We start from the raw sequence: 24,016 nt of genomic DNA, 5'->3' as shown, positions 1-24,016 counted from the left end.
GATAGGAATACAATAAACCACAAGCGATTCAATCATTGTTTGCGGCAAGATGAGAATGTAAAAAAATCCTGCCCGATTTGGGTCAGGAAATTAAATGATAGAGCGAGGGATAAGAATGGCGAATACAGTCACTGTAAAGGAATTAGTGGATTCTTCAGGTTATATTGTACTGAGCGGAGAAGAATTTTTGGGAAACAAGATCACGACCAGCGAAATCTCCAGACCCGGCGTTGAGTTGACAGGTTTCTTTAATTTCTACCCGTCGGCCCGTATCCAGTTGTTGGGGAAAACGGAATTGACATTCATCGAGAGGATGACCGCCGAAGAGCGCCTGATCGTCATGAGGCGACTTTGCAGCAAAGAGACGCCTTGCTTCGTCATCGGACGCAAGCTGCAGGCACCTGCAGAATTGACGAAAGCCGCGCAGGAAGCCGGCATACCGATTCTTTCGGCACAATCCAGAACAACAAGAGTATCCAGTAACATCACCAATTTCCTTGAAGGCAAGTTGGCGGAACGGGTTTCGATGCACGGGGTTTTCGTGGATGTTTTTGGAATGGGCGTCATGATTACAGGGGACAGCGGCGTCGGAAAGTCGGAAACAGCTTTGGAATTGATCCAAAAAGGACACCGTCTGGTTGCTGACGATCGCGTTGATCTGTATCAACATGATGAAAATACGCTGATCGGTGAGGCACCGGGCATCCTTCGCCATCTGATCGAAATCCGCGGAATCGGCATCATCGATGTGATGACGCTGTTCGGGGCCGGGGCAGTCAAACAGACCAATGAAGTCAATCTGATCGTCAACCTGGAGCTCTGGAGCAAAGACAAAAAATTTGAACGTCTGGGCAGCACGGAGGAGATTGTGAACATTCTGGATGTCGGTATCCCTAAAATCACGATTCCGGTTAAGACAGGGCGAAATCTTGCCATCATCATCGAAGTGGCGGCCATGAATTTCCGTGCGAAAACCATGGGCTACAATGCCGCTGAGACTTTCGAAAGAAATTTGGAAGCATTGATAAAAGAAAATGCTCAAAAAGGTGAATAGGCTTGCATAAAGGAGAATGAGATGAATAATTTAATAGCCGCATTGAACCCCGTCGCATTGTCATTTGGTGGGTTGGAAATCCGTTGGTACGGCGTCATCATCGCGGCAGGCATCCTCATTGCCATGGCATTGGCGACGAAAGAGGCCGAGAAAAAAGGGTTGGACCCGGATTTCATTGTCGACATGATGTTCTGGACGATACCGATCGGGATCATCGGCGCCCGCATTTACTATGTGTTGTTTGAATTGGATTATTATTTGCAGAACCCAGGCGAAATCATTCAGATCTGGAATGGTGGCATCGCCATTTACGGGGCGTTGATAGCCGGTATTTTGACGATTTACTGGTACACCAAACGAAAAGGGATTTCTTTTGCATTGACGATGGATATTTTGGCACCCGCAGTCCTGATTGCGCAATCCATCGGCAGATGGGGGAACTTCATGAACCAGGAAGCGCATGGTGAGGAAGTCAGCCGCACCTTTTTGGAGAATTTATTCCTGCCCGAATTCATCATTGAACAGATGAATATCAATGGGATTTATTACCACCCGACCTTCTTGTACGAATCGCTCTGGTCATTGGCCGGTTTTGTGCTGATCCTGATCCTGCGCAGAAAAGAGCAGCTGTTGCGTGTCGGTGAAGTGATGTTCACTTATGTCATGTGGTACTCGTTCGGCCGGTTCTTCATCGAAGGCATGCGCATGGACAGTCTGTATCTTTTCGGGCCTATCCGGGTTTCGCAGGCGCTGTCCATCTTGCTGTTCCTCGGAGCGATGGGAGTCTGGGCTTACAGACGCAGAAACAATTATCCGCCTGATCCCTTTTACACGAACATCACCAGAAAGGAAGCATAATATCAGAATGAATTTCAAAACGGTTTTATTTGATTTTGACGGCACTATTGCCGATACGAACCGGCTCATCAGCGAAAGCCACTTTGTCGTCATGGAGGAAAATTTTCCAGGCCGGTTCAAAAAAGAGGAAATGGCCCAATTCAACGGTCCCAGTCTAGAGGAAATATACGGGAATCTTGATCCTAGCCGACAGGAGGAGCTGGTCGCCCGCTACAGGGAGGTCATGCTGGAAAAACATGATGAAATGATCGTCATGTTTCCGGGCATCAAAGAAGTGCTTGAAACTCTTAAACAGAAAGGCCTCCGCTTGGGCGTCGTTTCAACGAAGCGCAGCGATGTGCTGAAACGAGGTATCGCTATCCTCGGCATCACGGATTATTTTGATACGATCCTCGGCTCAGGCGATTTTTCGCAACCGAAACCTGATCCGGAGTCACTCTTTCTGGCTCTGGATCGTCTGGACGCTGAAAGGGAAACCAGCGTAATGGTCGGGGACAATCACCACGATATAGTCGCAGGCAATAATGCGGGCGTCACAAGCATTTTTGTGGGCTGGTCCGAAAAAACGACTGCATTCATCCAACCATATCGGCCAACAAAAATAGTCAAAGATCCACAGGAGTTGGAAGAGTACATTCTTTCCGGCGTGAGAGTTTAATGGAGGGGAAGCGAGCAAAATGAAACAAACAGTCGCCGTATTAGGGGCAGGATCTTGGGGTACAGCCTTATCCATGGTATTGAATGAGAATGGACATGATGTCCGCCTTTGGGGGAATGACCCGAAACAAATCAAAGAAATCAACGAACAGCATACGAATGAGCATTACTTGCCGGGTGCCAAGTTGAGTGAAGCGATTGTGGCGTACACGGATCTGAAAGCCGCAATCAAAGAAGCAGACGCGCTCTTGTTCGTTCTGCCGACCAAAGCGATCCGCGTGGTCGCGAAAGAAGTCGCAGCGCTGTTGGACGGACAAACAAAGCCGCATCTGATCCACGCCAGCAAAGGGTTGGAGCAGGATACCCATAAACGGATTTCCGTCATCATCCAAGAAGAGATTCCGGCTGAAAAATACGATAGCTTAGTCGTCCTTTCCGGACCGAGCCATGCGGAAGAAGTCGCCAAAAAGGACATCACAACGATCACTGCCGCATCCGAGAATGAAGAGGATGCAGGTTATGTGCAAAAACTGTTCATGAATCCCTACTTCCGGGTCTACCGGAACACGGATGTCATCGGGGTTGAGTTGGGTGCTGCTTTGAAGAACATCATCGCAGTCGGTGCCGGAGCGCTCCATGGATTGGGCTACGGCGATAATGCCAAAGCGGCTTTGATGACGCGCGGGTTGGCTGAAATCAGCCGCCTCGGCACAGCCTTTGGAGCCGATCCAATGACCTTCTTCGGTCTGAGCGGGGTTGGCGATCTGATCGTTACCGGAACAAGCCGCCATTCGCGGAACTGGCGCGCAGGGGATCTGATCGGAAAAGGCCATGACCTGGATGAAGTGCTGAACAATATGGGGATGGTCGTTGAAGGCGTGGCGACAACAAAAGCCGCTTATGAATTGGCACAGGAAAAAGGCATCGAAATGCCGATCACGGAAGCCATCTACAAAGTGTTGTACGAGAAAGTTGACGTCAAAAAAGCAATCGAGGAATTGATGCTGCGCGAAGGCAAAGCGGAGCAATCTTCTCAAAATGTGGAAAAGGGGAGCCAGTCAATATGAAGAAAGTCAGAAAAGCAGTGATTCCTGCTGCGGGATTCGGAACACGTTTTTTACCGGCAACGAAAGCGATGGCAAAAGAAATGCTGCCGATTGTCGATAAGCCGACCATTCAATTCATCGTCGAAGAAGCGATCGCATCAGGGATCGAAGATATACTGATCGTAACCGGAAAAAGCAAACGTCCAATCGAAGACCATTTTGATTCAAACATTGAGTTGGAAGCGAATCTGCGCGAAAAAGGCAAAAATGAACTGCTTGAATTGGTGCAGGAAACGACCGGTTTACGCATCCATTTCGTCCGCCAATCTTATCCATTGGGATTGGGCCATGCGGTTCTGCAAGCAAAAGCCTTTGTCGGGGATGAGCCTTTCGTTGTCATGCTTGGGGATGATCTGATGGAAGACGAAGTGCCGTTGACCAAACAGTTGATGGATGCATACGAGCGCACGCATGCTTCGAACATCGCCGTGATGGAAGTGCCGCATGAAGAAACATCCAAATACGGCATCATCGATCCGGATCAGGAACTGGAACCAGGCCTGTTCAACGTCCGCCGATTCGTCGAAAAACCGAATCCGGAAGACGCGCCGAGCAATTTGGCTATCATCGGCCGCTACTTGCTGACTCCGGAAATTTTCGAAATTCTGGAAAATCAAAATCCGGGTGCCGGCGGAGAAATCCAATTGACCGACGCTATCGATACTTTGAACCAAACGCAGCGCGTCTTCGCAAAACGCTTCGACGGCAAACGCTTTGATGTCGGAGACAAATTCGGCTTCCTGACGACAAGCATTTCTTACGGCCTGACCCATCCGGAAATAAAGGATAAATTGAAAAATTATCTGGTGGAGCTGGGCGAAAAGTTGACTGCCGAGGACGAAGGCAAATAGCCAGTCAGGCAATCCAAACCAATTGATTGTTGAATAAAAACAAAAGAGGCCGGGCCATCAATCGTTCTGCGATTCATGGCTCGGCTTCTTCTCCATTAATTGAGGACCCTGAGCAGAATTGTGGCACAAAAAATAAAGTCAGAGTAAACTGTATAGGAACCAGATTTCGGCACCAGCCCGGAACAGACTTAACACCAGAAGGAGATACACTAAACATGGAACAAACTGAAAAAATTTATGACGTCATCGTCATCGGAGCCGGGCCAGGCGGAATGACTGCGGCGCTTTATGCATCCCGTTCGAATTTGAGCACCTTGATGCTGGAACGCGGCATTCCCGGCGGTGAAATGATCAATACGGCCGAAATTGAAAATTATCCTGGCTTCAAATCGATATTGGGTCCGGAGTTGGCTGAAAGGATGTACGAAAGCTCCATGCAATTCGGAGCCCAGCACGCCTACGGAGATGTGAAACGCATTGTCGTCGATGGCGATTACCGCATCGTCGAAGCAGGCAAAAAGTCCTATAAAACGCGTGCCGTCATCATCGCTACCGGTTCCCACCACCGCAAATTGGGGGTTCCCGGAGAAGACCAGTACAATGGCCGCGGCGTTTCCTATTGTGCCGTCTGTGATGGTGCCTTCTTTAAAGGCAAAAAATTGGCAGTGGTCGGCGGCGGAGATTCTGCCGTGGAGGAAGGGACTTACTTGACGCAATTTGCGGACGTCAACATCGTGCACCGACGTGATGCCTTGCGCGCCCAAAAAATCATCCAGGACCGTGCCTTTAAGAATGAGAAAGTTTCCTTTACGTGGGATTCCTTTGTGGAAGAAATCAAGGGCGATGGACAAAAAGTCACGGGCGTAGTAATCCGGAACAAAAATACCAACGAAATCACTGAAAAAGCCGTGGACGGCGTCTTTATTTATGTCGGCATTTTGCCGCAATCGGATGCCTTCCTTGATCTGGGGATCACGGATGAAGAAGGCTGGATCATCACGAATCAGCATATGGAGACCGCCATACCGGGCATCTTTGCCATCGGGGATGTGCGCCAGAAACTTCTGCGCCAAATCACGACTGCTGTCGGAGATGGCGGGGAAGCCGGAAACCGCGCTTTTTCTTACATCGAAGATCTGCATGACCGTATGGCAGCTGCCGAAGCGGCTGCCGAGACAGCGGACTGAGAAAATATTCATCAAAACAGTCAAGTTGTTTTCAAATCGATAAATATCACTAAAGTTCATGTTCTGATTTCAGAGCGTGAACTTTTTTTGTAGATTCCATCTTTTCGCTCATAATGCATGTAAATAATGTTATAATATGGTTAAACTAATATGGGAAGGATGATGAAAATGTCTTATCAAGAAACCATCGCACAATGGAATAATTTTGCCTTATTAGAACCTACATTAAAAGAAGAATTGCAATCTTTGGAGGGAAATGAAGAAGCACTGAAAGATGCTTTTTTTGCTCCGCTGGAATTCGGGACTGCCGGTATGCGCGGCATCCTGGGAGTCGGCATCAATCGAATGAACATCTACACAGTACGCCAAGCGACCGAAGGATTGGCTCGTTTGATGGAGGCGAAAGGTGAAGAAGAGAAAAAACGTGGCGTTGCGATTGCTTACGATTCCAGACACCAATCTCCGGAGTTCGCGATGGAGGCAGCGAAGACATTGGGTGCGCACGGCATTCCGGCTTTCGTTTTTGAAAGCTTACGTCCTACACCTGAATTATCCTTTGCGGTAAGACATTTGAATGCGCTAACGGGCATCATGATCACAGCGAGCCATAACCCGGCTGATTACAATGGTTATAAAGTCTATGGAGACGACGGCGGCCAGATGACTCCTGACGATGCGGACGCTTTGACTGAATATGTAAGAGCAATCGAAAATCCACTGATGATCCAAGTGGGTGATGAAGCAGAGCTGAAAGCAGCCGGTTTGATCAAAATGCTTGGAGAAGAGATCGACGCAGCTTATCTTGAGCTGGTCAAAACAGTGACCGTCGATCCTGCCCTTGTCCATGAAATGAGCAAAGAAATGAAATTGGTCTTCACGCCTCTTCATGGGACTGGTCAGATGATGGGTGAACGCGCTTTGAAGAATGCCGGATTTGAAGGCATCTATCTCGTGCCGGAACAGGCAGTAGCGGATCCGAACTTCTCCACCGTGAAATCACCGAATCCGGAAGAAGCAGGCGCATTCGAATACGCCATCAAACTGGGTACGGAACTGGATGCCGATATTTTGGTCGCGACCGATCCGGATGCTGACCGCTTGGGTGCGGCCGTCCGCAAAGCAAAAGGCGAGTACGTTGTCCTGACTGGTAACCAAATCGCTTCATTGATGCTGGATTACTTGCTGCGCGCGAAAAAAGCGGCCGGCACATTGCCAGCCAACGGTACAGCCCTGAAATCAATCGTATCCAGCGAGTTGCCTACCGCAATCGCAAAATCATACGGTGCGGATATGGTTGATGTTCTGACCGGATTCAAATTCATCGCAGAAAAAATCAAGCAGTACGAAGAAGACCACAGCAAGGAATTCTTGTTCGGTTTCGAGGAAAGCTACGGCTATCTGGCAAAACCGTTCGTCCGCGACAAAGACGCTATCCAAGCCCTAGTATTGATTGCTGAAGTAGCGGCTTACTACAAGAAAAAAGGCCAAACGCTGTATGACGGCTTGGTCGAAATCTTCGAAACGCACGGCTACTATAAAGAACAGACAATTTCCGTCACGATGTCCGGCATCACTGGAGCAGAAAAAATCAAGGCGCTGATGGCTCAATTCCGTTCTGAAGCACCGTCAGACTTCGCAGGCATCGCCGTATCGATCACGGAAGACTTCGGCAACTCGACGAAGACATTCCCTGATGGTTCAACTGAGAGCATCGATATGCCGAGCTCGAATGTGCTGAAATACTTCCTGGAAGATGGCAGCTGGATCGCCATCCGTCCAAGCGGAACAGAACCAAAAATCAAATTCTATATCGGTGCCAAAGCGGAAAGCCAATCCGCAGTCGACGAAAAAGTTGCTGCTTTCGAAGCAAGCATCCGTACTTTGACCGCTGAATAAGCAATGCAACAAAAAAGAAGCCCGCGGGCTTCTTTTTTATTTGAAGGTTTATCAGAAAGTTTTGGCCAATTGTTTGGCTTTTTCGATCGCATCCGCAACGATTTCATCGGCACGGTCCGGGTATGTGTCCATGCCTTCAACGAAAAGTTGCGAGATTTCTTCGACTCCCAGAAAGCGGAAAATGCTCTTGATGTACTGGCTGGCAGGGTCGCTTCCGTCGAAGAGGCCTCCGTTTGCTTGGATATGCAGCAATTTTTTATCCGGGACCATGCCGACCGCTCCGGATTCCGTGTAACGGAATGTCTGTCCGGCGACAGTGATAGTATCGATCCACGTCTTCAGGCGACCCGGCACGTGCATGTTCCACAAAGGATTGGCGATGATGATCTTATCCATGGACAAGAAATCATCTGTGTAGTGATTGAAGAGCGTCACTTTTTCCTGCTGACGGGAAGTCAATTGATCAAATAGCACACCTTTCGACAATTCTTTCCATGCAGTCAAAAGATCCCGGTCGATTTCAGGGATTGCGACTTCATAAAGATTCATGTCCTTGATGCGATCGTAAGGATTCACAGCTTTGTATTCCTCCAGAAAAGCATCCAGGACTTTCATGGAACGGGAGACGCTGCTGTCGAAAGGATGCGCGCGCACAACTAAAACTCTGGCCATAGAATAACCTTCTTTCCAATTTGTTATAGATACATGATACCATTTACATGCACAGATGATAAAGCATAACCACTATCTGAAAACGAGAGGAACAGGTAAAAAAGAGAGTTACCCTTGTCGGGTAACTCTCTTTTGCATTTTCAATCAACAATCTTAAGCTACGAAAGCTTCCGCAGACAGAGGCGTTTCATCGATGAAGAAACGTTTGTACCAGACGAGGAAGATGTAGGCAGTCCAGATTTGGCGACCGTAATCCAATTTCTTCGTATAGTTGTCATCGAGGATCTGCACGAGCTTGTCGGTGTCGAAAAATTCTGCCGCATAGTCTGAAGCGAAAGCTTTTCTGACTTCGTTGTAGAATTCTTCTTCACGCAGCCAGTGACGGATAGGAGTAGGGAAGCCCAACTTCGGACGTTTCGCCCATTCTTCCGGCAGGACATCGGCAGCCGCTCTGCGCAGCACGTATTTCGTATCGATTTCGTTGACACGGTAATCGGAAGGGATGCGTTTCGCCAATTCCATGACTTCTTTGTCCAGGAAAGGTACGCGCAGCTCCAACGAGTGGGCCATGCTCATCTTGTCGGCTTTCAACAGGATATCCCCAGGCATCCAAAGGTTCAGATCGAGATACTGCATCTTCGTCACATCATCCTGGCCTTTTACTTCGTCATAGATCGGTTTGGTGATCGAACGGATATCCGGGCCATTTTTGTATGCTGGCTTCAGGATATCCACAGCTTCTTCTTCGTCCCAGACGATGGCTTGGCCGATGAAGCGTTCTTCAACTTTTTGGCCGCCTTTGACCAAGAAGGTCGTCAGCGTATTCTTCGGCAGTTTGTGGGCCAATTTGCCGATGCCTTTTCGCAGGCTGTAAGGGACCTTTTCATAGGTCTCCATTTTCTTGGATGGCTCATACCAAGAGTAGCCGCCGAAAATTTCATCTGCGCCTTCACCCGAAAGTACGACTGTCACATCTTTCTTCGCCAATTCAGCCAAGAAATACAACGGAACGGAAGACGGATTCGATTGCGGTTCATCCATATGGTATTGGATGGTAGGCAGGGCATGGAAAGCTTCCTCAGGCGAGATGTACTTGCGGACATTCTCGATGCCGAGGATGTCGGAAAGATCGGCAGCCTGGTTGGTTTCGTTGAACATTTTTTCATATTCGGAGAAGCCGACCGAGAAAGATTTTTCCGGTTTCATCAAAGCTGTGATCAAGCTGGAATCGACACCGCCGGAAAGGAAAGCGCCGGTTTTCACGTCACTGATTTTGTGGGCGCGAACGGAATCGGCCATCGTTGCTTTAATTTCTTCCACATAGCTTTCCAAAGTGCCGTTTTCGGCATGAAATTTCTTGTCCCAATATTCGACCGTATGGATATCGTTGCCTTTAAGCACCATATAATGCGCCGGTTTCAATTTGTGGACGCCCTTGAAGAAGGTTTCGCCCATTGAAGAGTATTGCAGCGTCAAGTAAGGGCGCAAAGCATCCTTGTTCACTTCTTTGATGAAAGCAGGGTGAGCCAAAAATGACTTGATTTCAGAACCGAAAAGCAAGCTGCCGTCGGTTGTGTTTGTCGTATAGTACAACGGTTTGATGCCGAAGCCATCACGGGCGATGAACATCGTATCGTTCACTTTGTCCCAGATCGCGAACGCGAACATGCCGCGCAATTGTTTCACGAAGTCATAACCGTATTCTTTGTAGCCGTAAATCAAAACTTCACTGTCCGTTTTGGAATGGAAGACGTGTCCTTTTTGTTTTAGATCTTCGCGCAACTCCTGGAAGTTGAAGATTTCGCCGTTGAACACCAATACCAAATTTCCGTCGGCACTGTACATCGGTTGCTTCCCGTTATCGGAAAGGTCGATGATGCTCAATCGGCGGAAGCCTAACGTTACCTTGTCATCAGAATACATGCCGCCGCTGTCTGGCCCGCGGTGCACGATCCTATTCATCATACCTTCAATCACAGTCTGATGGTTCCATGCAGTCGATCCATGGATATATCCAACAAAACCACACATTTATACCACTCCTTAAGTATCTCTTGCTAGATCAGAATGTCTGTCCGTCTAGAGTCCAATCTATTCTATCACAAATGGAAAATCATTAAAAGAAATTATCCGATGGGAAAGCTCTGCAGAATTCCCAAAAATCGAAAAAATAAGGCGATCCACTTTGTATGGAAGCGCCTTATTCTTCGGTTTCACTGCTTATTTTGTGCGCTCAACGATTACGCTTAACTTTGCTGGAGGGGTCCAGACGTTTTTCCATCAGACCCAACAACCAATCCGCCAGAACGGCCATCAAAGCGGTCGGGATTGCGCCGGCTAGGATGATGGCTGTCCCGTTCGTCGCATTGACACCGCGGGAAATGATATCCCCCAATCCGCCGGCGCCGATGAAGGTGCCGATGGCGGTGATGCCGATGGCAACGACCAAGGCATTCCGCAAGCCGGCCATGATGACGGAAAGCGACAACGGCAATTCGACCAGATAAGTCAATTGCATCCGCGTCATCCCCATGCCTTTACCCGTATCCAACAAAGCGGCATCCACATTCCGCACACCGGTATAGGTGTTTTTGATGATCGGCAGCAGCGAATACAGGAAGACTGTCGCAATGACGGTATCCGACCCAAGTCCGAGTCCCAGCATCAAAATGGATAACAGCGCCAGGGAAGGGATGGTCTGGATGACATTGGCTGCGCCGATGATCCAATCCGCCAATTTTTTATTGCGTGCGATCCAGAAACCGAGTGGGATTGCTACAATTGCGGCGAACAGCACCCCATAAATGGAAATCAGAAAATGGCGGGTGAACTGTTCGAAGACATAGCTACCATTTTCTCTATAATAGTAAAGCAACTGCTGGAGCATATTCATTTCGCTTAGATTCATCATTCGCCCTCCTTTAAGGATGTAACTTCTTTATCTTCAAAATAGCTGTTCTCTTCCAGGAAATTTTGGGCGACTGTTTGGGCTTCCACCAAGTCGTTATCGACTTCATAGTTCATCGCCTGCATCATTTCATCAGTCAGCGTGTCCTCCAATTTCAGCAGGATGGTCTCCAGTTCAGGATAAGCTTCCAGAATTTCTTTGGAGGCAACGGGGCTGGCATCATAAGGCGGGAATAGCTGCAGATCGTCTTCGAGAACGACCAGGTCATAGCTCGCGATCCGTCCGTCTGTGGAATAGCCCAAAACGATGTCCATTTCATCCGCCTGCAGAGCATCATATACGAGACCGACCTGCATCGGATAGACGCGCTGGAAATCAAAGCCATAGGTATCTTTGAAGGCTTCGTAACCGTCACCTTCCCGCTCCATCCAGGAATTGTCGACGCCGGCTCTCAGATTCGGGGCCAATGTTGCGAGGTCGCTGATGGTCTCCAAATTATTTTCTTCGGCAAATTCACGTGTCACCAAAAAAGCGTACGTGTTGGCAAAGCCATAGGATGGGAACCAAACTTGATCGAATTGTTCATCGAAACCCTTGACTACCGTCTCCAAAGCCAATTCGGGATCCGTAAGAGGCTCCATGCCCAATTCACCGGTCAGAGATGTCCCTGTGTAGCGGACAGCCGATACATTCGCATCCCCGCCTATCATAGCTTGGTGATTCAAGGTCGATGAACCAAGATTATTGACCATATCCACGGAAGCGTCCGGCAGGTAATGTTCGACCATCCCTCTGACCATATAACTCAATATTTGCATTTCTGTCGTTGTCCCACCGGTGATGACGATGCCTTCATTGTTCACTGATGCGCCAAGGCCAGGCAAGGAGCAGGCGGCCAACAAAAGTGACGTCAGCGGAAACAGCAACCATATTTTTATGTGTTTCTTCATAATCAGTTTCCTCCTTTTGCAGATGTTGTCTGTGGAGAAACGAATCGTTCAAGCTTTCCAAGCAGGAAATCAGCCAATAAAGCCAATACGGTCACCGGTAAAGTTCCCCAAATGATCATTTCCTGATCGTATACATTCAATCCGTTAAAAATATAATCACCCAAACCGCCGGCTCCTATATACGAAGCAAGCGTCGCCCAGGCGATGACGTACACTCCCGCCAAGCGGATTCCGGACATGATGACCGGAGCTGCCAAAGGCAATTTCACTTGCAGAATGATCTGGTTGTCGGTCAAGCCCATCCCTTTTGCTGAGTCGATGATGTTGTTGTCCACATTCGAGATGCCGATGAACGTATTGCGCAGAATCGGCAACAAGGAATAGATGAATAAAGCTACGATCGCGGGAAGTTTTCCAATCCCGAAAAGTGGGATCATCAAGGCGAGTAACGCCAAGGAAGGGACCGTCTGGAGAATCGAAACAAAACTGATGATAAAACCGGAGTAACGCTTGAAGTGGGTCAAGGCGATGCCCAAAGGAACGGCAACCAGCACGCCAAGCATCAGAGCTAAGGCTGAGATGTAGAAATGCTCACCGGTTTTAAAGAGTAACTCGGAACCGTTTGTTGTCAAAAAGTCCATATCATCACCCCTTAACCGTTTCAATGTCTGCGGTCGTTTCGATTACCTCTTCAGCGGGCATTTCAGGCTCTATGTCTCCCCATATCGTATCGTATACCATGTCCACAATGGAAGTGCGGGTGATCAAGCCGATCAGATGGTTTTTTGCATCCACAACAGGAATGTTTTTATAACCCAATTTCAGGATACGCTGCAAAGCGTCCCTAACGAGCGTACCTTCACGGACAAAAGAAACTTCACTCATGATTTCGCCAGCAGTTACCGGTCTGCGGAGGTTCTGGTTGATCGCTTCGACACTCAACATGCCCAACAAAACATCGTCCATATCTGTCACAAATAAGCTGTCGACTCGACGCGTGCGCATCAGTTTGATCGCTTCTGATAGAATTTGATCAGTCGAAACGGATACCGGGCCACGGATCATGATTTGTTCCACTGTGCGGAAATTCGTGCGCGCTTGGCTGAGGCGTTCCTCGCCGATGAAATTTTCGACGAATTCGTTCGCGGGGTCCATCAGGATGTTGTCGGGAGTGTCGAATTGGACGACTTTTCCTTCCTGCATGATGACAATCCGGTCTGCCAGTTTCAAAGCCTCATCCATATCGTGGGTTACAAAGATGACTGTTTTGCCCAATTCCTGCTGCAGCTGTTTGACAAGTTCCTGCAGCGAATCACGGGTGATTGGATCCAGTGCTCCGAAAGGTTCATCCATCAAAATGATGTCCTGGTCGGCTGCCAAAGCACGGATAACACCGATGCGTTGTTGCTGGCCGCCTGACAGTTCTGATGGGTAGCGTTCCAGAAAATCCAATGGAAGATCGACTTTTTGGATCAGCTCCTCTGCAATTGTTTTTTGTTTTTCAACAGGCCATTTCAGTAATTTTGGAACCATGACGATGTTTTCGAAGATGGTCATGTGTGGCATCAGACCGATTTGCTGGATGACGTAACCTATTTGGCGGCGCAATTCCACTGCATTCATGTCCTTGATGTTTTTTCCGTTGATCAGTATTTCGCCGGAGGTAGGTTCAATCATGCGGTTGATCATCCTCATGGAAGTTGTTTTACCGCTGCCGCTTGTTCCGATGAATACAATGAACTCTCCGTCATTGAACGTCAGGTTAAGGGAGTCCACTGCAATTTTCCCACCCGGGAATCGCTTGGTTAAATTTTTAAATTCTATCATGGTTTCACCTCTTAGTTATTTTAATTTCACAAATTCCTTACTCTACCTTACCGCGCAAGGAAGCCATTTTGCAAATGATGGGGCTGAAACTTTGTGAAAAAAGCATGCAAATGAGAGGGTTCCCATCGTTGGGATGACGGTATATTTTCGATAAATTTTTATATTTTTAAATTCGTCCAATTTGAATGATATAAAGTTGATAAAGGGAGTGTTCAATATAATTGCTATAAGCTTCTGAAGCAGGATTGGAACAAAGAAAAATAATTGGGATTCGTCAAAAAGAATGCTAGGATAATAGTAGAGGCAAATACACGCAGGTGATAAAAGAATGAGAGCGGTTTCTTGTTTTTGGCCAATGATAAATTTCAAATCAGGAAAGAGGCATATACGTGGAAAAAAAATACATCATGTCGATAGATCAAGGGACAACCAGCACGCGTGCAATCATCTGGGACAAGAAAGGCACAATCATCTCTTCTTCGCAACGAGAATTGATGCAATATTATCCTGAACCAGGCTGGGTGGAACACGATGCGAATGAAATTTGGATCAGTGTTCAGTCGGTCATAGCGGATGCTTTGATCAGGGGGGCCATCCGTCCGGAGGAAATTGCGGCAATAGGGGTAACGAATCAGCGCGAGACAACGGTTGTATGGGACCGCGTTACCGGAATGCCGATCTATCATGCGATTGTTTGGCAATCCCGTCAAACTTCGGATATCGCCGACAAACTGAAGCAGGAAGGGCATGACGACTTCATCCATGATAAGACCGGACTGATCATCGATTCCTACTTTTCGGCCACTAAAATCAAATGGTTGCTGGATCATATCCCGAGTGCTCGTGAGCGGGCTGAAAAGGGCGAACTGCTTTTCGGCACCATCGATACATGGATCGTCTGGAAACTAACAGGGAAAAAGGTGCACGTAACGGATGTTTCCAATGCCAGCCGAACGATGTTGTTCAATATTTACGACTTGAAATGGGATCAGCAGATCCTGGATTTGCTGGACATTCCGCGAACGCTGCTGCCTGAAGTCCGTTCTTCATCGGAAATATACGGATATACCGAAGAAAATGATTTTTACGGTTCGCGCATTCCGATAGCCGGAATCGCCGGTGATCAACAAGCTGCCCTTTTCGGGCAGACCGGATTTGAACAGGGGATGGTGAAAAATACTTACGGGACCGGCGCGTTCATTGTTATGAACACAGGTCTTACACCGGTGAAATCGGAAAATGGCCTGCTTACAACGATCGCATACGGGTTGAACGGCGAAGTGACGTATGCCCTTGAGGGGAGCATCTTTGTGGCCGGGTCCGCTCTGCAATGGCTGCGCGATGAAGCCCAGTTGATCCGGACTGCAGCCGAGTCGGAAGAATATGCTGAATTGCTTGAATCGAACGAGAACGTTTATATGGTTCCGGCGTTTGTCGGATTGGGGGCACCCTATTGGGATCAGGACGTGCGTGGTGCTTTCTTTGGATTGACGAGAGGGACTTCGAAAGCTCACCTGATCCGTGCGACGCTCGAATCGTTGGCTTATCAGACAAAGGATGTCGTGGATACGATGCAGAAGGATTCCGGATTGGTCATCACAAACATGCGCGTCGATGGGGGAGCGGCCCACAATAATTTCCTGATGCAATTCCAAAGCGATATTCTGAACACAACATTGACCAGATCCAAAGTGATGGAGACAACCGCACTGGGGGCCGCATACTTGGCAGGTTTGGCAGTAGGATTCTGGAAGGACACCGACGACATCATCAAAAATTGGGAACCCGATTGCGAATTCCATCCGAATATGCCTGCCGAAGTGCGCGAAGACCTCTACGCCGGCTGGCAAAGCGCAGTAACCGCCGCCCGCCACTTCAAACATAAGCCAAAACTTAAGAAACACTAAAATGTTCAGAAATAGACAAATGATACACCCGGTATGTTATAATGAACATATATATATATTTGACTGGAGGAATTACAATGGCAGACACTCTCGAATTGGTAGTCATAACGGGGATGAGCGGCGCCGGGAAAACGGTGGCCTTACAGACATTTGAAGATTTAGGCTATTTCTGTATAGATAATATGCCCCCAAGTTTATTACCGAAATTTTGGGAGCTTGTAAAGGAATCGGGTAAAATAAGCAGGATCTGCTTAGTGATCGATCTGCGCTCCCGTGCATTCTTTGATGAAATCATGTCTGCTGTGGACAGTTTGGACAATACTTCCTTCATCACAACCAAAGTCATCTTCCTTGATTCGAAGGACGATGTGCTTGTTTCCCGATACAAAGAGACAAGAAGAAGCCATCCCCTTACCCAATCAGGCGGAACCGTACTGGAAGGAATCCACAAAGAAAGGGAACTGCTTGAGGATATCCGCAATCGGTCGCAATTGGTCATCGACACGAGCGAAACAACACCGCGCCAATTAAGGGAACGGCTGTTGGATACATTCAAAGTCGACGACAAGGATGTTTTCCATATCGAAGTCGTATCTTTTGGGTTCAAGTATGGCTTACCGATCGATGCCGACATCGTCATGGATGTCCGCTTTTTGCCCAATCCGCATTACGTAGATGAACTGCGTCCGTTGACGGGGCTGGATAAGCCAGTCTATGATTATGTTATGAAGCAACCGGAGACGGAAATTTTTTACAAAAAATTCATCGACCTACTGGAATACATCATTCCTGGCTATAAAAAAGAAGGCAAGACCAGCGTGAATATCGCCATCGGTTGCACTGGCGGGCAACACCGCTCTGTCGCTTTGGCGGAACGCACCAGCCTGCAATTGAAGAGTGCGGGCTATCAAGTGAATACGACCCACCGTGATCGGAATAAACGCAAAGAGACGGTGAATCGGTCATGAGTCAAAATCCGAGCAGAACGAAGAAAATCGTCGTTATCGGCGGCGGAACGGGCTTGCCGGTCATTCTGGAAGAACTGAAGAATCACAACACGGATATCACGGCCATTGTCACGGTGGCTGATGACGGCGGCAGCAGCGGCATCATCCGCGACCATGTCAACATTGTGCCTCCCGGGGATATCCGCAACTGCCTGATTGCGCTCTCCGATATGCCGAAATTGGAAAAGGACATTTTCCAGTACCGTTTCAATTCAAAGGATTCCTTCGTTTCCGGGCACGCAATCGGAAACCTGATCATTGTGGCTCTGACTGAAATGAAAGGGAACATTTTTGATGCCATTCGATTGCTGTCCGTCATGATGGGCGTAAAAGGCAAAATTTACGCCGCAGCTGACGAGCCACTCTCACTATACGCAGAGTTCAAGGACGGTACGGTCATCAAGGGCGAGTCAAAAATCGCAAATGGCCGCAAAAAAATCGAACGGGTGTATGTCAAACCGTTGGATGAAACAAGGGATGCCGTCGCCTCCCGTCACGTCATCAACAGCATCCTGGAGGCGGATATGGTCGTCATCGGACCGGGAAGCCTGTATACGAGCATTTTGCCTAACCTGATGATCAGTGATCTGGGGCAAGCGGTCATCGAGACCAAAGCCGAGAAAGTATACATCTGCAACATCATGACGCAATTGGGCGAAACGGAGGGCTTCAGCGATGCCGAGCACATCAAGGTATTGCATGACCATCTGAAAGCGAAATTCATCGACACCGTCCTGGTGAACACGGAAAAAGTGCCGGATGAATACCTCAATCAACAAGCCGACGAAGAATATCTGTTGCAAGTACGCCATGACTTCAAAGGATTGCGCGAAGAAAATTGCCGTGTCATTTCCGCGGATTTCCTGGATATGAAGAACGGCGGCGTTTACCACGACGGCAAAAAAGTCGTTTCGGAACTGATCAATCTAATCTCTAATATCAAAACTATCTGTTGACCTTTTTTCTGATTGAAAGAAGCTGTCGGAAAGGAGGCACATATGTCTTTTGCATCTGAAGTAAAAAAAGAATTGACAACATTGGAAGTGCACCGCGAACATGCGAAAGCCGAACTGACCGCGTTGATCAGGATGAGCGGGTCGGTCAGCATCTATAACCAGTCATTTGTCCTGAATGTCCAGACAGAAAATGCGGCAATCGCCAGACGGATGTACGTTCTCTTGAAGGATCACTACTCATTCGAAAGCGAATTGTTGGTGCGCCGCAAAATGAAGCTGAAGAAGAATAACGTCTATATTGTGCGCCTGAAGCAAGGCGTTACGGAATTGCTGAGCGATCTGAGCATTTTCGACGGGCTGTCCTTCAAGACGCAAGTTTCCGAAGATATCATGAACAATAACCAGAAGGAACGCTCTTACCTGCGCGGCGCCTTCATGGCCGGTGGTTCGGTGAACAGCCCGGAAACGAGCCGTTATCATCTGGAAATCTATTCCAACTATGAGGACCACAACCAAGACATCTGTGATATGATGAATCACTTTGACCTGAACGCGCGGACGATCGAGCGTCGCAACGGATTCATCACTTATCTCAAGGAAGCCGAGAAGATCGCCGATTTTCTGGCATTGATCGGTGCCCATAATGCGATGATGAAGTTTGAGGACGTGCGGATCATCCGAGACATGCGTAATTCCGTGAATCGCCTCGTGAATTGCGAAAACGCGAATATGAACAAGACGATCGATGCGGCGGCAAAACAGATCGCCAACATCGAATTCATCGAAGCGACAGTAGGACTTGGAAGATTACCTGACAAGCTGAAGGAAATCGCCGTGATCCGCTTGGAGAATCCCGACATCAGCCTGAAGGAACTTGGTGAAATGATACCGAGCGGAGTCATATCCAAATCCGGCATCAACCACCGTTTGCGAAAAATAAACGACTACGCCGATTCATTGCGGATGGGGAAAGCCATCCGCTGATACAGGAAAATAAACCTTGAGACTGAGAAAAGTCTTCAGGTTTATTTTTTTGAAAAAAATCAAGCCTGCCTTTTTGCGGATATTATAGACAGTAAGTCAAGCAGAAGGAGGAATGAAAGGATGAATCAAGTATCATTGATTGGGCGGCTGGTGCGGCCCATCCAAGTGCAACAGGTGAATGGGGAAAGGCAAGTCTGCAACAATACACTGGCGGTGCAACGGCTAAGGAAAGCGGATGAAGGCCAACCGCAGGCGGATTTCATACCTGTCGTGTTTTGGGGAGCAACCGCAAATCTGGTTGAACAGTATTGCGCCAAAGGGAACCAGATCGGTGTCAACGGCCATTTGGTTTCGCGTTCCTACGTCAATAAGCAAGAGCAGCACGTTTATGTCATCGAATTGGTCGTGGAAGAACTGTATTTCGTGGAAGCGAAAAGAGAACAGGAAGCAGTCTGATGCTCCCCCACAAAAGCCCCGGATTCCGGGGCTTTTTCTGTCGGAAACGCCGATTTCCCCATTTATTCATAGAAACTTCAAAGGTATGTGGTATCGTAGACTGGAAATGATGCCGCTCATCGGAAAAAAAGATATAATAAAGGAAATGAAAAGGAGAGTCGCTATGGAAATTTTGATGATAGAAGACAATGAAGCCGTCTGCGAAATGATGGCGATGTTTTTTGAGAATGAAGGCTGGCAAGCTGCATTCAAGCATGACGGGAAAGAGGGCCTGGAGGCGTTCGCGGCGGAAGACAGAAAATGGGATATGATCATCCTCGATCTGAACCTGCCGAGCATGGATGGCATGCAGGTCTGCCGTGAAATAAGGAAAATCTCCCAGTTTGTGCCGATCATCATGCTGACGGCGCGCGATTCGGAAAGCGACCAAGTCATCGGTCTGGAAATCGGCGCGGATGAATACGTCACGAAGCCATTCAGTCCATTGACCCTGATCGCCCGCATCAAAGCGATGCACCGTCGCGCTAAGGTCGATCACTCGCAGGTGCAGGCTACGGACGATTTCGATGTACTCACCGATCATGTCAAAATCAGCACGATCACACGCGAAGCCTATCTCGACGGGAACCAGATCGAAAGTTTGACGCCGAAGGAATTCGAACTATTCGCATTGTTGGCGGAACACCCGAAACAAGTATTTTCGAGGGAACACCTTTTGACACGGATCTGGGAAGATCCTTATTACGGGGATGAACGCACAATCGATGCCCACATCAAGAAATTGAGGCAAAAAATAGAAGCGGTCGGACCGCAAGTGATCCAGACGGTTTGGGGAGTCGGCTACAAATTCGACGACAGCGGAGTAGATGAGAAATGAAGTACGTCTATCAACAAACCCTGGCTTTTTTCGCCTTGATTCTCATAACCGTCAGTACGACAGGCATCCTGATCATCCAATACGTCACCAGTAATGTCTACGACGAGAAAGAGGCGCAGCTGTACGGCTATGCCGAATCGATCATCGATCAGAACATGACGGTCCAGCAACTGGAAAGCGGTTCGACTTTGGTGTCCAACCAGGACGTTTCGTTTGCCATCTTTGATGCAGAAGATCATATGGTTTATCCGCAAGCGACGGATCTGTATACGAGCGGGATCAGCACGGAGGATTTTGAGAGGCTCTCAGAAGGGGAACGGATTTCTTTGACGGAGCGGGATCGCGGCTTCCTGAACGAAAAAAAACGCTTCTTGACGGTTTATCTCCCGCTTTTTAATGCGACTACGGCCGATTTCACAGGCTTCATAGCGGTAGGCTCGCCGGTAAAAGGGATCGAGGACGAAATCAACGAAATTGAGCACAACCTGCTTGTGGCTGTGCTGACTTCCGGGGGCATCGCGATTGTATTGAGCCTCGGCATCGCCAATTATCTGACAAGGCGCATCAAGCGCATGCGGAGGGCCACCCATGAGATTGCGTCAGGCAATTTTGATATCTCGCTGGAGAATCATCACAAAGATGAATTTGATGAGCTGTCGGAGGATTTCAACCAAATGGCAAGGTCTTTGAAAGCCTCCAACGAGGAAGTCGAACGCCAAGAGAATTTAAGGCGTCAGTTCATGATGGACGTAGCCCATGAGATGCGCACGCCGCTCACGACGATCAACGGCATCCTGGAGGGGATTCAGCATCACATGATTCCCGAAGGACGCCGGGATCGGAGCATGCAACTGATGCAGAAAGAAACCAAAAGGCTGATCCGTTTGGTGAATGAAAACCTTGATTATGAAAAGATCCGCTCCAATCAGATCGTCTTAGTGAAGCAGGAGTTTTCCGCCAAGGAAGCGCTGGAGAATGTCGCGGAACAGATGCGGGCTAAAGCGCAGGCGAAGGATGACCTGATCATCGTCCAGGTGGATGCAGCGGATCGGATCTACGCGGACTATGACCGTTTTATCCAGATCATGGTGAACCTCACTCAAAACGCTATCCAGTTCACGAAAAACGGAACCATCACCCTGTCGTCGTTCCCGGATGGCGAGCAGCAGATCATCCAGGTCAAAGACACGGGCATCGGCATCGAGAAAAAGGATATCACGAGTATATGGGAAAGGTTCTACAAAGTTGATGTTTCCAGAAAGAACACTAAATTCGGAGAATCGGGAATCGGTTTGGCTGTGGTCCAATCTTTAGTGATGAACCATAAAGGGACTGTCGACGTGAAAAGCAATCCAGGCGAGGGAACAACCTTCACGATTACATTGCCAACGAAAGCAGCATTTGAAAAAAATGGTTAAAAAAAGAGCTGTCGGAATTTTAATATTCCGGCAGCTCTTTTGGTTATTCAACTGTTTCTGTCTGTCCTTCTGCTGGGGCTTCTTCAGTAACGGGTTGTTCTTCCGTTACGGTTGCTTCAGCAGCGGCTTGGTTGGCAGGGAACTCAGGAGCATCCGTCTGATAAAGCGGAACGCTTGAGACGCCGTTGTTCGTGTAGTACAAGGAAGTGTTCAGATTGCCCAATTCCGCGATGTCCGCTTCCAGTTCGGCTGGAGAATCCACATAGCTGTGCTGGCTCTTGTCGACCGGCACGAATCCGTCAGGTGTGTAGAAGCGAAGCAAGTCTCCGTTGATGATCTGATCGGAGATGGCCAGCTGCAGTTCAGCTTGAGCTCGGATTTCAGCAACCTTTTGGATCACTTCTTCGGTCTGATAAGCAAGTGTACCTGTTTGGGTATGATAAACAGTATTTCCTAAAATGGTATATTCGCTCGTCACGATGCTTCCGTTACGGAAAACGACGATTCCCTCATTTTGCGCCGACAACAGATCCTGTCCAAGTTGGACATAGGCTGAAGTATCGACACCAAGCAGATGCATCACAGTAGGCAAGATATCGATCTGGCCGCCATAGACATCGCTGATCTGGCCGGTGCCGGAACCCGGGTTATGGATGATGAGCGGAATTTTTTGCATCATGGCGTCGTCATAGGCACCCCACAAGTCTGCATTCGCTCCGATGAGCGGCGCAACCGTTTCATTGCGTGAGCTGGAAATTCCGAAGTGGTCGCCATACAATACGAAAATCGTATTATCATAAAGTCCTGAATCCTTCATATATTGGAAGAATTCAGCCAAGGCCTCATCAGCATAGTGGACGGTATTGAAATAACCGTCAACCGTTTCATCGCCGGTATCCAAAGCGAAGGTGTTGTTCATCTCGTCTTCAGGGAACGGGAAGTGGTTCGATACAGTTATGAACTTCGCATAGAAAGGCTGCGGTAATTGTTCCAGGTATTGAGCCGATTCCTGCAGGAACAATTTATCCTTCAACCCGTATTCTACCGAATTCTCATCCGTCAGCGTGTAGCTGCTGTCGGCATCAAAGAAATAATCATAGCCAAAAGATTTGTAGACATTATCGCGATCCCAGAAAGAGCCGACATTGCCGTGGAAAACGGCTGACGTGTAGCCAAAGGTTTCGCTCAAGATGGCCGGTGCAGATTGGAACGTATTATCCGCACCAACCTGTGTGAAGGCTGATCCTTGAGGCAATCCGAACAGTGAATTGTCCAACATCAGTTCGGCATCACTTGTTTTTCCTTGTCCAGTCTGGTGGAAAATGTTGCTATAACTGTTGGAGTCGCTACTGTGATACAAGCTGTTCAGGAACGGCGTGACTTCCGCAGTCGTGCCTGTTTCATCGGTAAGCGACAAATCGATCAGGAACTGTTGCATACTTTCCAGATGGATGTAGACGACGTTTTTGCCTTCCGCTTGTCCGAAGTATGCTTGATTTGGTTCGGCGTAATGTTCACCCAAATAATCAAGGACGCTAGCCATGTCTGAGCTGTCCGCGCTTGCGCGCACTTGGTTGGCCTGGGCTGTCTTGATCCCGTCGTAGAGCGTGTAGACATTGATTCCCAAGTATTTGACGATATAGTTGCGGTCAAATGTTCTCGTCAACAATTGCGGGCGGCTGATTTCAGCCAGACCCAGGTTAGCGGCGAAAATCGCAATCGAGGCTGCCACTGTCGCAAATGCCCATCTTTTCTTGAAGATGCGTTCGTCGCGGTTTTTGCTGACGAATTTCTTATAGACGTAGATTAGGACGAAAGCATCGATCCAATAGAACAGGTCGATCGGCTGCATCATGGCGATGACGCCGGAACCAAGGTTTTTGGTTGCGTTGGCTGAACCGAAAATGGTCTTAAGCGTCAAGAAATCCGTGAATTCACGATAATAGACGACATTGGCGAACAAAAGAAAGGAATTGAAAAAATACAGAGCAATCAGACTCCGGTAGCCTTTTTTAGGATTCTTCACAAAAAGGGAAATCCCCAGAATCAATAAAGTCGTTGCGATTGGATTGATAAAAAGAATCAGCTGCTGGAACCAGCCGTCTACGCCTAAAGAGAACGCTGTGTGGTAAGCGAAATAGGTCTTTAGCCAGAAAAGGACGACGGCGAACAGGAAAAACCCGAATCGCGTCTGCAACTGTTCAGTTAATTTTTGTTTCAAAAAAGAGACCTCCTATGATATCTTGTGGAACACATGTAAATTTCATGTGAATTTTTAAGGGTAATGTGTGTTGTTTGTGAATTTTATGTAAAATGAGCTAGTGTCATTATATTCTGAATGCTTTTGATAGTCAATCGAAGCACCGTAAAGTTTTTCCTAAGTTTTTATCAAGAACAGTTGCTTTTTTCAGGATTTTTCGAGAAAATGGGTCTTTCCATGTATCT

At 48.1% G+C, this 24,016-nt stretch carries 21 protein-coding genes; 14 read left to right on the top strand and 7 right to left on the bottom strand.

What is annotated here, in order from left to right:
* The first annotated feature begins 115 nt into the window (after positions 1-115).
* The 7 genes from hprK (at position 116) to C7R73_RS04365 (ending at position 7,609) form a co-directional block, all read left to right on the top strand.
* On the top strand, positions 116-1,054 hold the full coding sequence (gene hprK, locus C7R73_RS04395) for an HPr(Ser) kinase/phosphatase (protein WP_106449309.1): 939 nt from the start codon (positions 116-118) through the stop codon (positions 1,052-1,054).
* 21 nt (positions 1,055-1,075) lie between these two features.
* Positions 1,076-1,912 carry a prolipoprotein diacylglyceryl transferase gene (gene lgt / locus C7R73_RS04390; RefSeq protein WP_106449308.1) on the top strand — a complete coding sequence of 279 codons (837 nt, stop codon included), beginning with the start codon at positions 1,076-1,078 and terminating at the stop codon, positions 1,910-1,912.
* Between the two features lie 7 nt (positions 1,913-1,919).
* Positions 1,920-2,570 (top strand): HAD-IA family hydrolase, encoded by a 651-nt coding sequence (locus C7R73_RS04385; protein ID WP_106449307.1) that lies wholly within the window; start codon positions 1,920-1,922, stop codon positions 2,568-2,570.
* Positions 2,571-2,589: 19 nt separating this feature from the next.
* Positions 2,590-3,636: an NAD(P)H-dependent glycerol-3-phosphate dehydrogenase gene (locus tag C7R73_RS04380; protein WP_106449306.1), complete on the top strand. Its 1,047-nt coding sequence runs from the start codon at positions 2,590-2,592 to the stop codon at positions 3,634-3,636.
* Positions 3,633-4,526, top strand: a complete 894-nt coding sequence (gene galU / locus C7R73_RS04375) for a UTP--glucose-1-phosphate uridylyltransferase GalU (protein ID WP_106449305.1) — start codon at positions 3,633-3,635, stop codon at positions 4,524-4,526. The genes C7R73_RS04380 and galU overlap by 4 nt, the downstream gene beginning before the upstream one ends.
* A gap of 215 nt (positions 4,527-4,741) precedes the next feature.
* Complete coding sequence (gene trxB, locus C7R73_RS04370) at positions 4,742-5,713, top strand: thioredoxin-disulfide reductase (protein WP_106449304.1); 972 nt, start codon at positions 4,742-4,744, stop codon at positions 5,711-5,713.
* Between the two features lie 168 nt (positions 5,714-5,881).
* Positions 5,882-7,609, top strand: a complete 1,728-nt coding sequence (locus C7R73_RS04365; RefSeq protein ID WP_106449303.1) for a phospho-sugar mutase — start codon at positions 5,882-5,884, stop codon at positions 7,607-7,609.
* 51 nt (positions 7,610-7,660) lie between these two features.
* Here C7R73_RS04365 and C7R73_RS04360 read toward each other — a convergent pair whose 3' ends face one another.
* From C7R73_RS04360 to C7R73_RS04335, 6 genes are all read right to left on the bottom strand, one after another.
* Positions 7,661-8,281: an NAD(P)H-dependent oxidoreductase gene (locus tag C7R73_RS04360; RefSeq protein ID WP_106449302.1), complete on the bottom strand. Its 621-nt coding sequence runs from the start codon at positions 8,279-8,281 to the stop codon at positions 7,661-7,663.
* Positions 8,282-8,434: 153 nt separating this feature from the next.
* Entirely contained in the window at positions 8,435-10,312 is a 1,878-nt protein-coding gene (gene asnB, locus C7R73_RS04355; RefSeq protein ID WP_106449301.1) for an asparagine synthase (glutamine-hydrolyzing), read from the bottom strand.
* A 202-nt stretch (positions 10,313-10,514) separates the two neighbouring features.
* Complete coding sequence (locus C7R73_RS04350) at positions 10,515-11,192, bottom strand: ABC transporter permease (RefSeq protein ID WP_275658089.1); 678 nt, start codon at positions 11,190-11,192, stop codon at positions 10,515-10,517.
* Positions 11,189-12,139 (bottom strand): osmoprotectant ABC transporter substrate-binding protein, encoded by a 951-nt coding sequence (locus C7R73_RS04345; protein ID WP_192875239.1) that lies wholly within the window; start codon positions 12,137-12,139, stop codon positions 11,189-11,191. The genes C7R73_RS04350 and C7R73_RS04345 overlap by 4 nt, the downstream gene beginning before the upstream one ends.
* A gap of 2 nt (positions 12,140-12,141) precedes the next feature.
* Entirely contained in the window at positions 12,142-12,780 is a 639-nt protein-coding gene (locus C7R73_RS04340) for an ABC transporter permease (protein WP_106449299.1), read from the bottom strand.
* 4 nt (positions 12,781-12,784) lie between these two features.
* Positions 12,785-13,966 carry a betaine/proline/choline family ABC transporter ATP-binding protein gene (locus C7R73_RS04335; protein ID WP_106449298.1) on the bottom strand — a complete coding sequence of 394 codons (1,182 nt, stop codon included), beginning with the start codon at positions 13,964-13,966 and terminating at the stop codon, positions 12,785-12,787.
* A 389-nt stretch (positions 13,967-14,355) separates the two neighbouring features.
* Between C7R73_RS04335 and glpK the strand changes: the two genes are divergently transcribed.
* The 7 genes from glpK to C7R73_RS04300 all read left to right on the top strand — a co-directional run bounded on the left by glpK (position 14,356) and on the right by C7R73_RS04300 (position 21,571).
* A complete protein-coding gene (glpK, locus tag C7R73_RS04330) occupies positions 14,356-15,873 on the top strand; it encodes a glycerol kinase GlpK (RefSeq protein ID WP_106449297.1) in 1,518 nt (505 codons plus the stop codon).
* Between the two features lie 77 nt (positions 15,874-15,950).
* Positions 15,951-16,841, top strand: a complete 891-nt coding sequence (gene rapZ / locus C7R73_RS04325) for an RNase adapter RapZ (RefSeq protein ID WP_106449296.1) — start codon at positions 15,951-15,953, stop codon at positions 16,839-16,841.
* Positions 16,838-17,836, top strand: a complete 999-nt coding sequence (locus C7R73_RS04320; RefSeq protein WP_106449295.1) for a gluconeogenesis factor YvcK family protein — start codon at positions 16,838-16,840, stop codon at positions 17,834-17,836. Before rapZ ends, C7R73_RS04320 begins: the two co-directional genes overlap by 4 nt.
* Positions 17,837-17,878: 42 nt before the next feature.
* Positions 17,879-18,820, top strand: coding sequence for a DNA-binding protein WhiA (gene whiA, locus C7R73_RS04315; RefSeq protein ID WP_106449294.1), 942 nt, complete (start codon positions 17,879-17,881; stop codon positions 18,818-18,820).
* A 120-nt stretch (positions 18,821-18,940) separates the two neighbouring features.
* Positions 18,941-19,276, top strand: coding sequence for a single-stranded DNA-binding protein (locus C7R73_RS04310; protein WP_068560913.1), 336 nt, complete (start codon positions 18,941-18,943; stop codon positions 19,274-19,276).
* Positions 19,277-19,439: 163 nt separating this feature from the next.
* On the top strand, positions 19,440-20,153 hold the full coding sequence (locus C7R73_RS04305; RefSeq protein ID WP_106449293.1) for a response regulator transcription factor: 714 nt from the start codon (positions 19,440-19,442) through the stop codon (positions 20,151-20,153).
* The gene (locus C7R73_RS04300; RefSeq protein ID WP_106449292.1) at positions 20,150-21,571 is read left to right on the top strand and encodes a sensor histidine kinase; all 1,422 of its coding nucleotides are present in this window, start codon (positions 20,150-20,152) and stop codon (positions 21,569-21,571) included. The genes C7R73_RS04305 and C7R73_RS04300 overlap by 4 nt, the downstream gene beginning before the upstream one ends.
* 43 nt (positions 21,572-21,614) lie before the next feature.
* Here the strand turns inward: C7R73_RS04300 and C7R73_RS04295 are convergent, their stop codons facing one another.
* Positions 21,615-23,792, bottom strand: coding sequence for an LTA synthase family protein (locus tag C7R73_RS04295; RefSeq protein ID WP_106449291.1), 2,178 nt, complete (start codon positions 23,790-23,792; stop codon positions 21,615-21,617).
* Between the last annotated feature and the right edge of the window lie 224 nt (positions 23,793-24,016).

The sequence above is a fragment of the Trichococcus alkaliphilus genome (assembly GCF_003008695.1).
In the GTDB taxonomy this organism is placed as follows: Bacteria; Bacillota; Bacilli; order Lactobacillales; family Aerococcaceae; genus Trichococcus; species Trichococcus alkaliphilus.
Note: the sequence above shows the minus strand (reverse complement) of the source record. Positions and strands in the feature narration are given on the sequence as shown.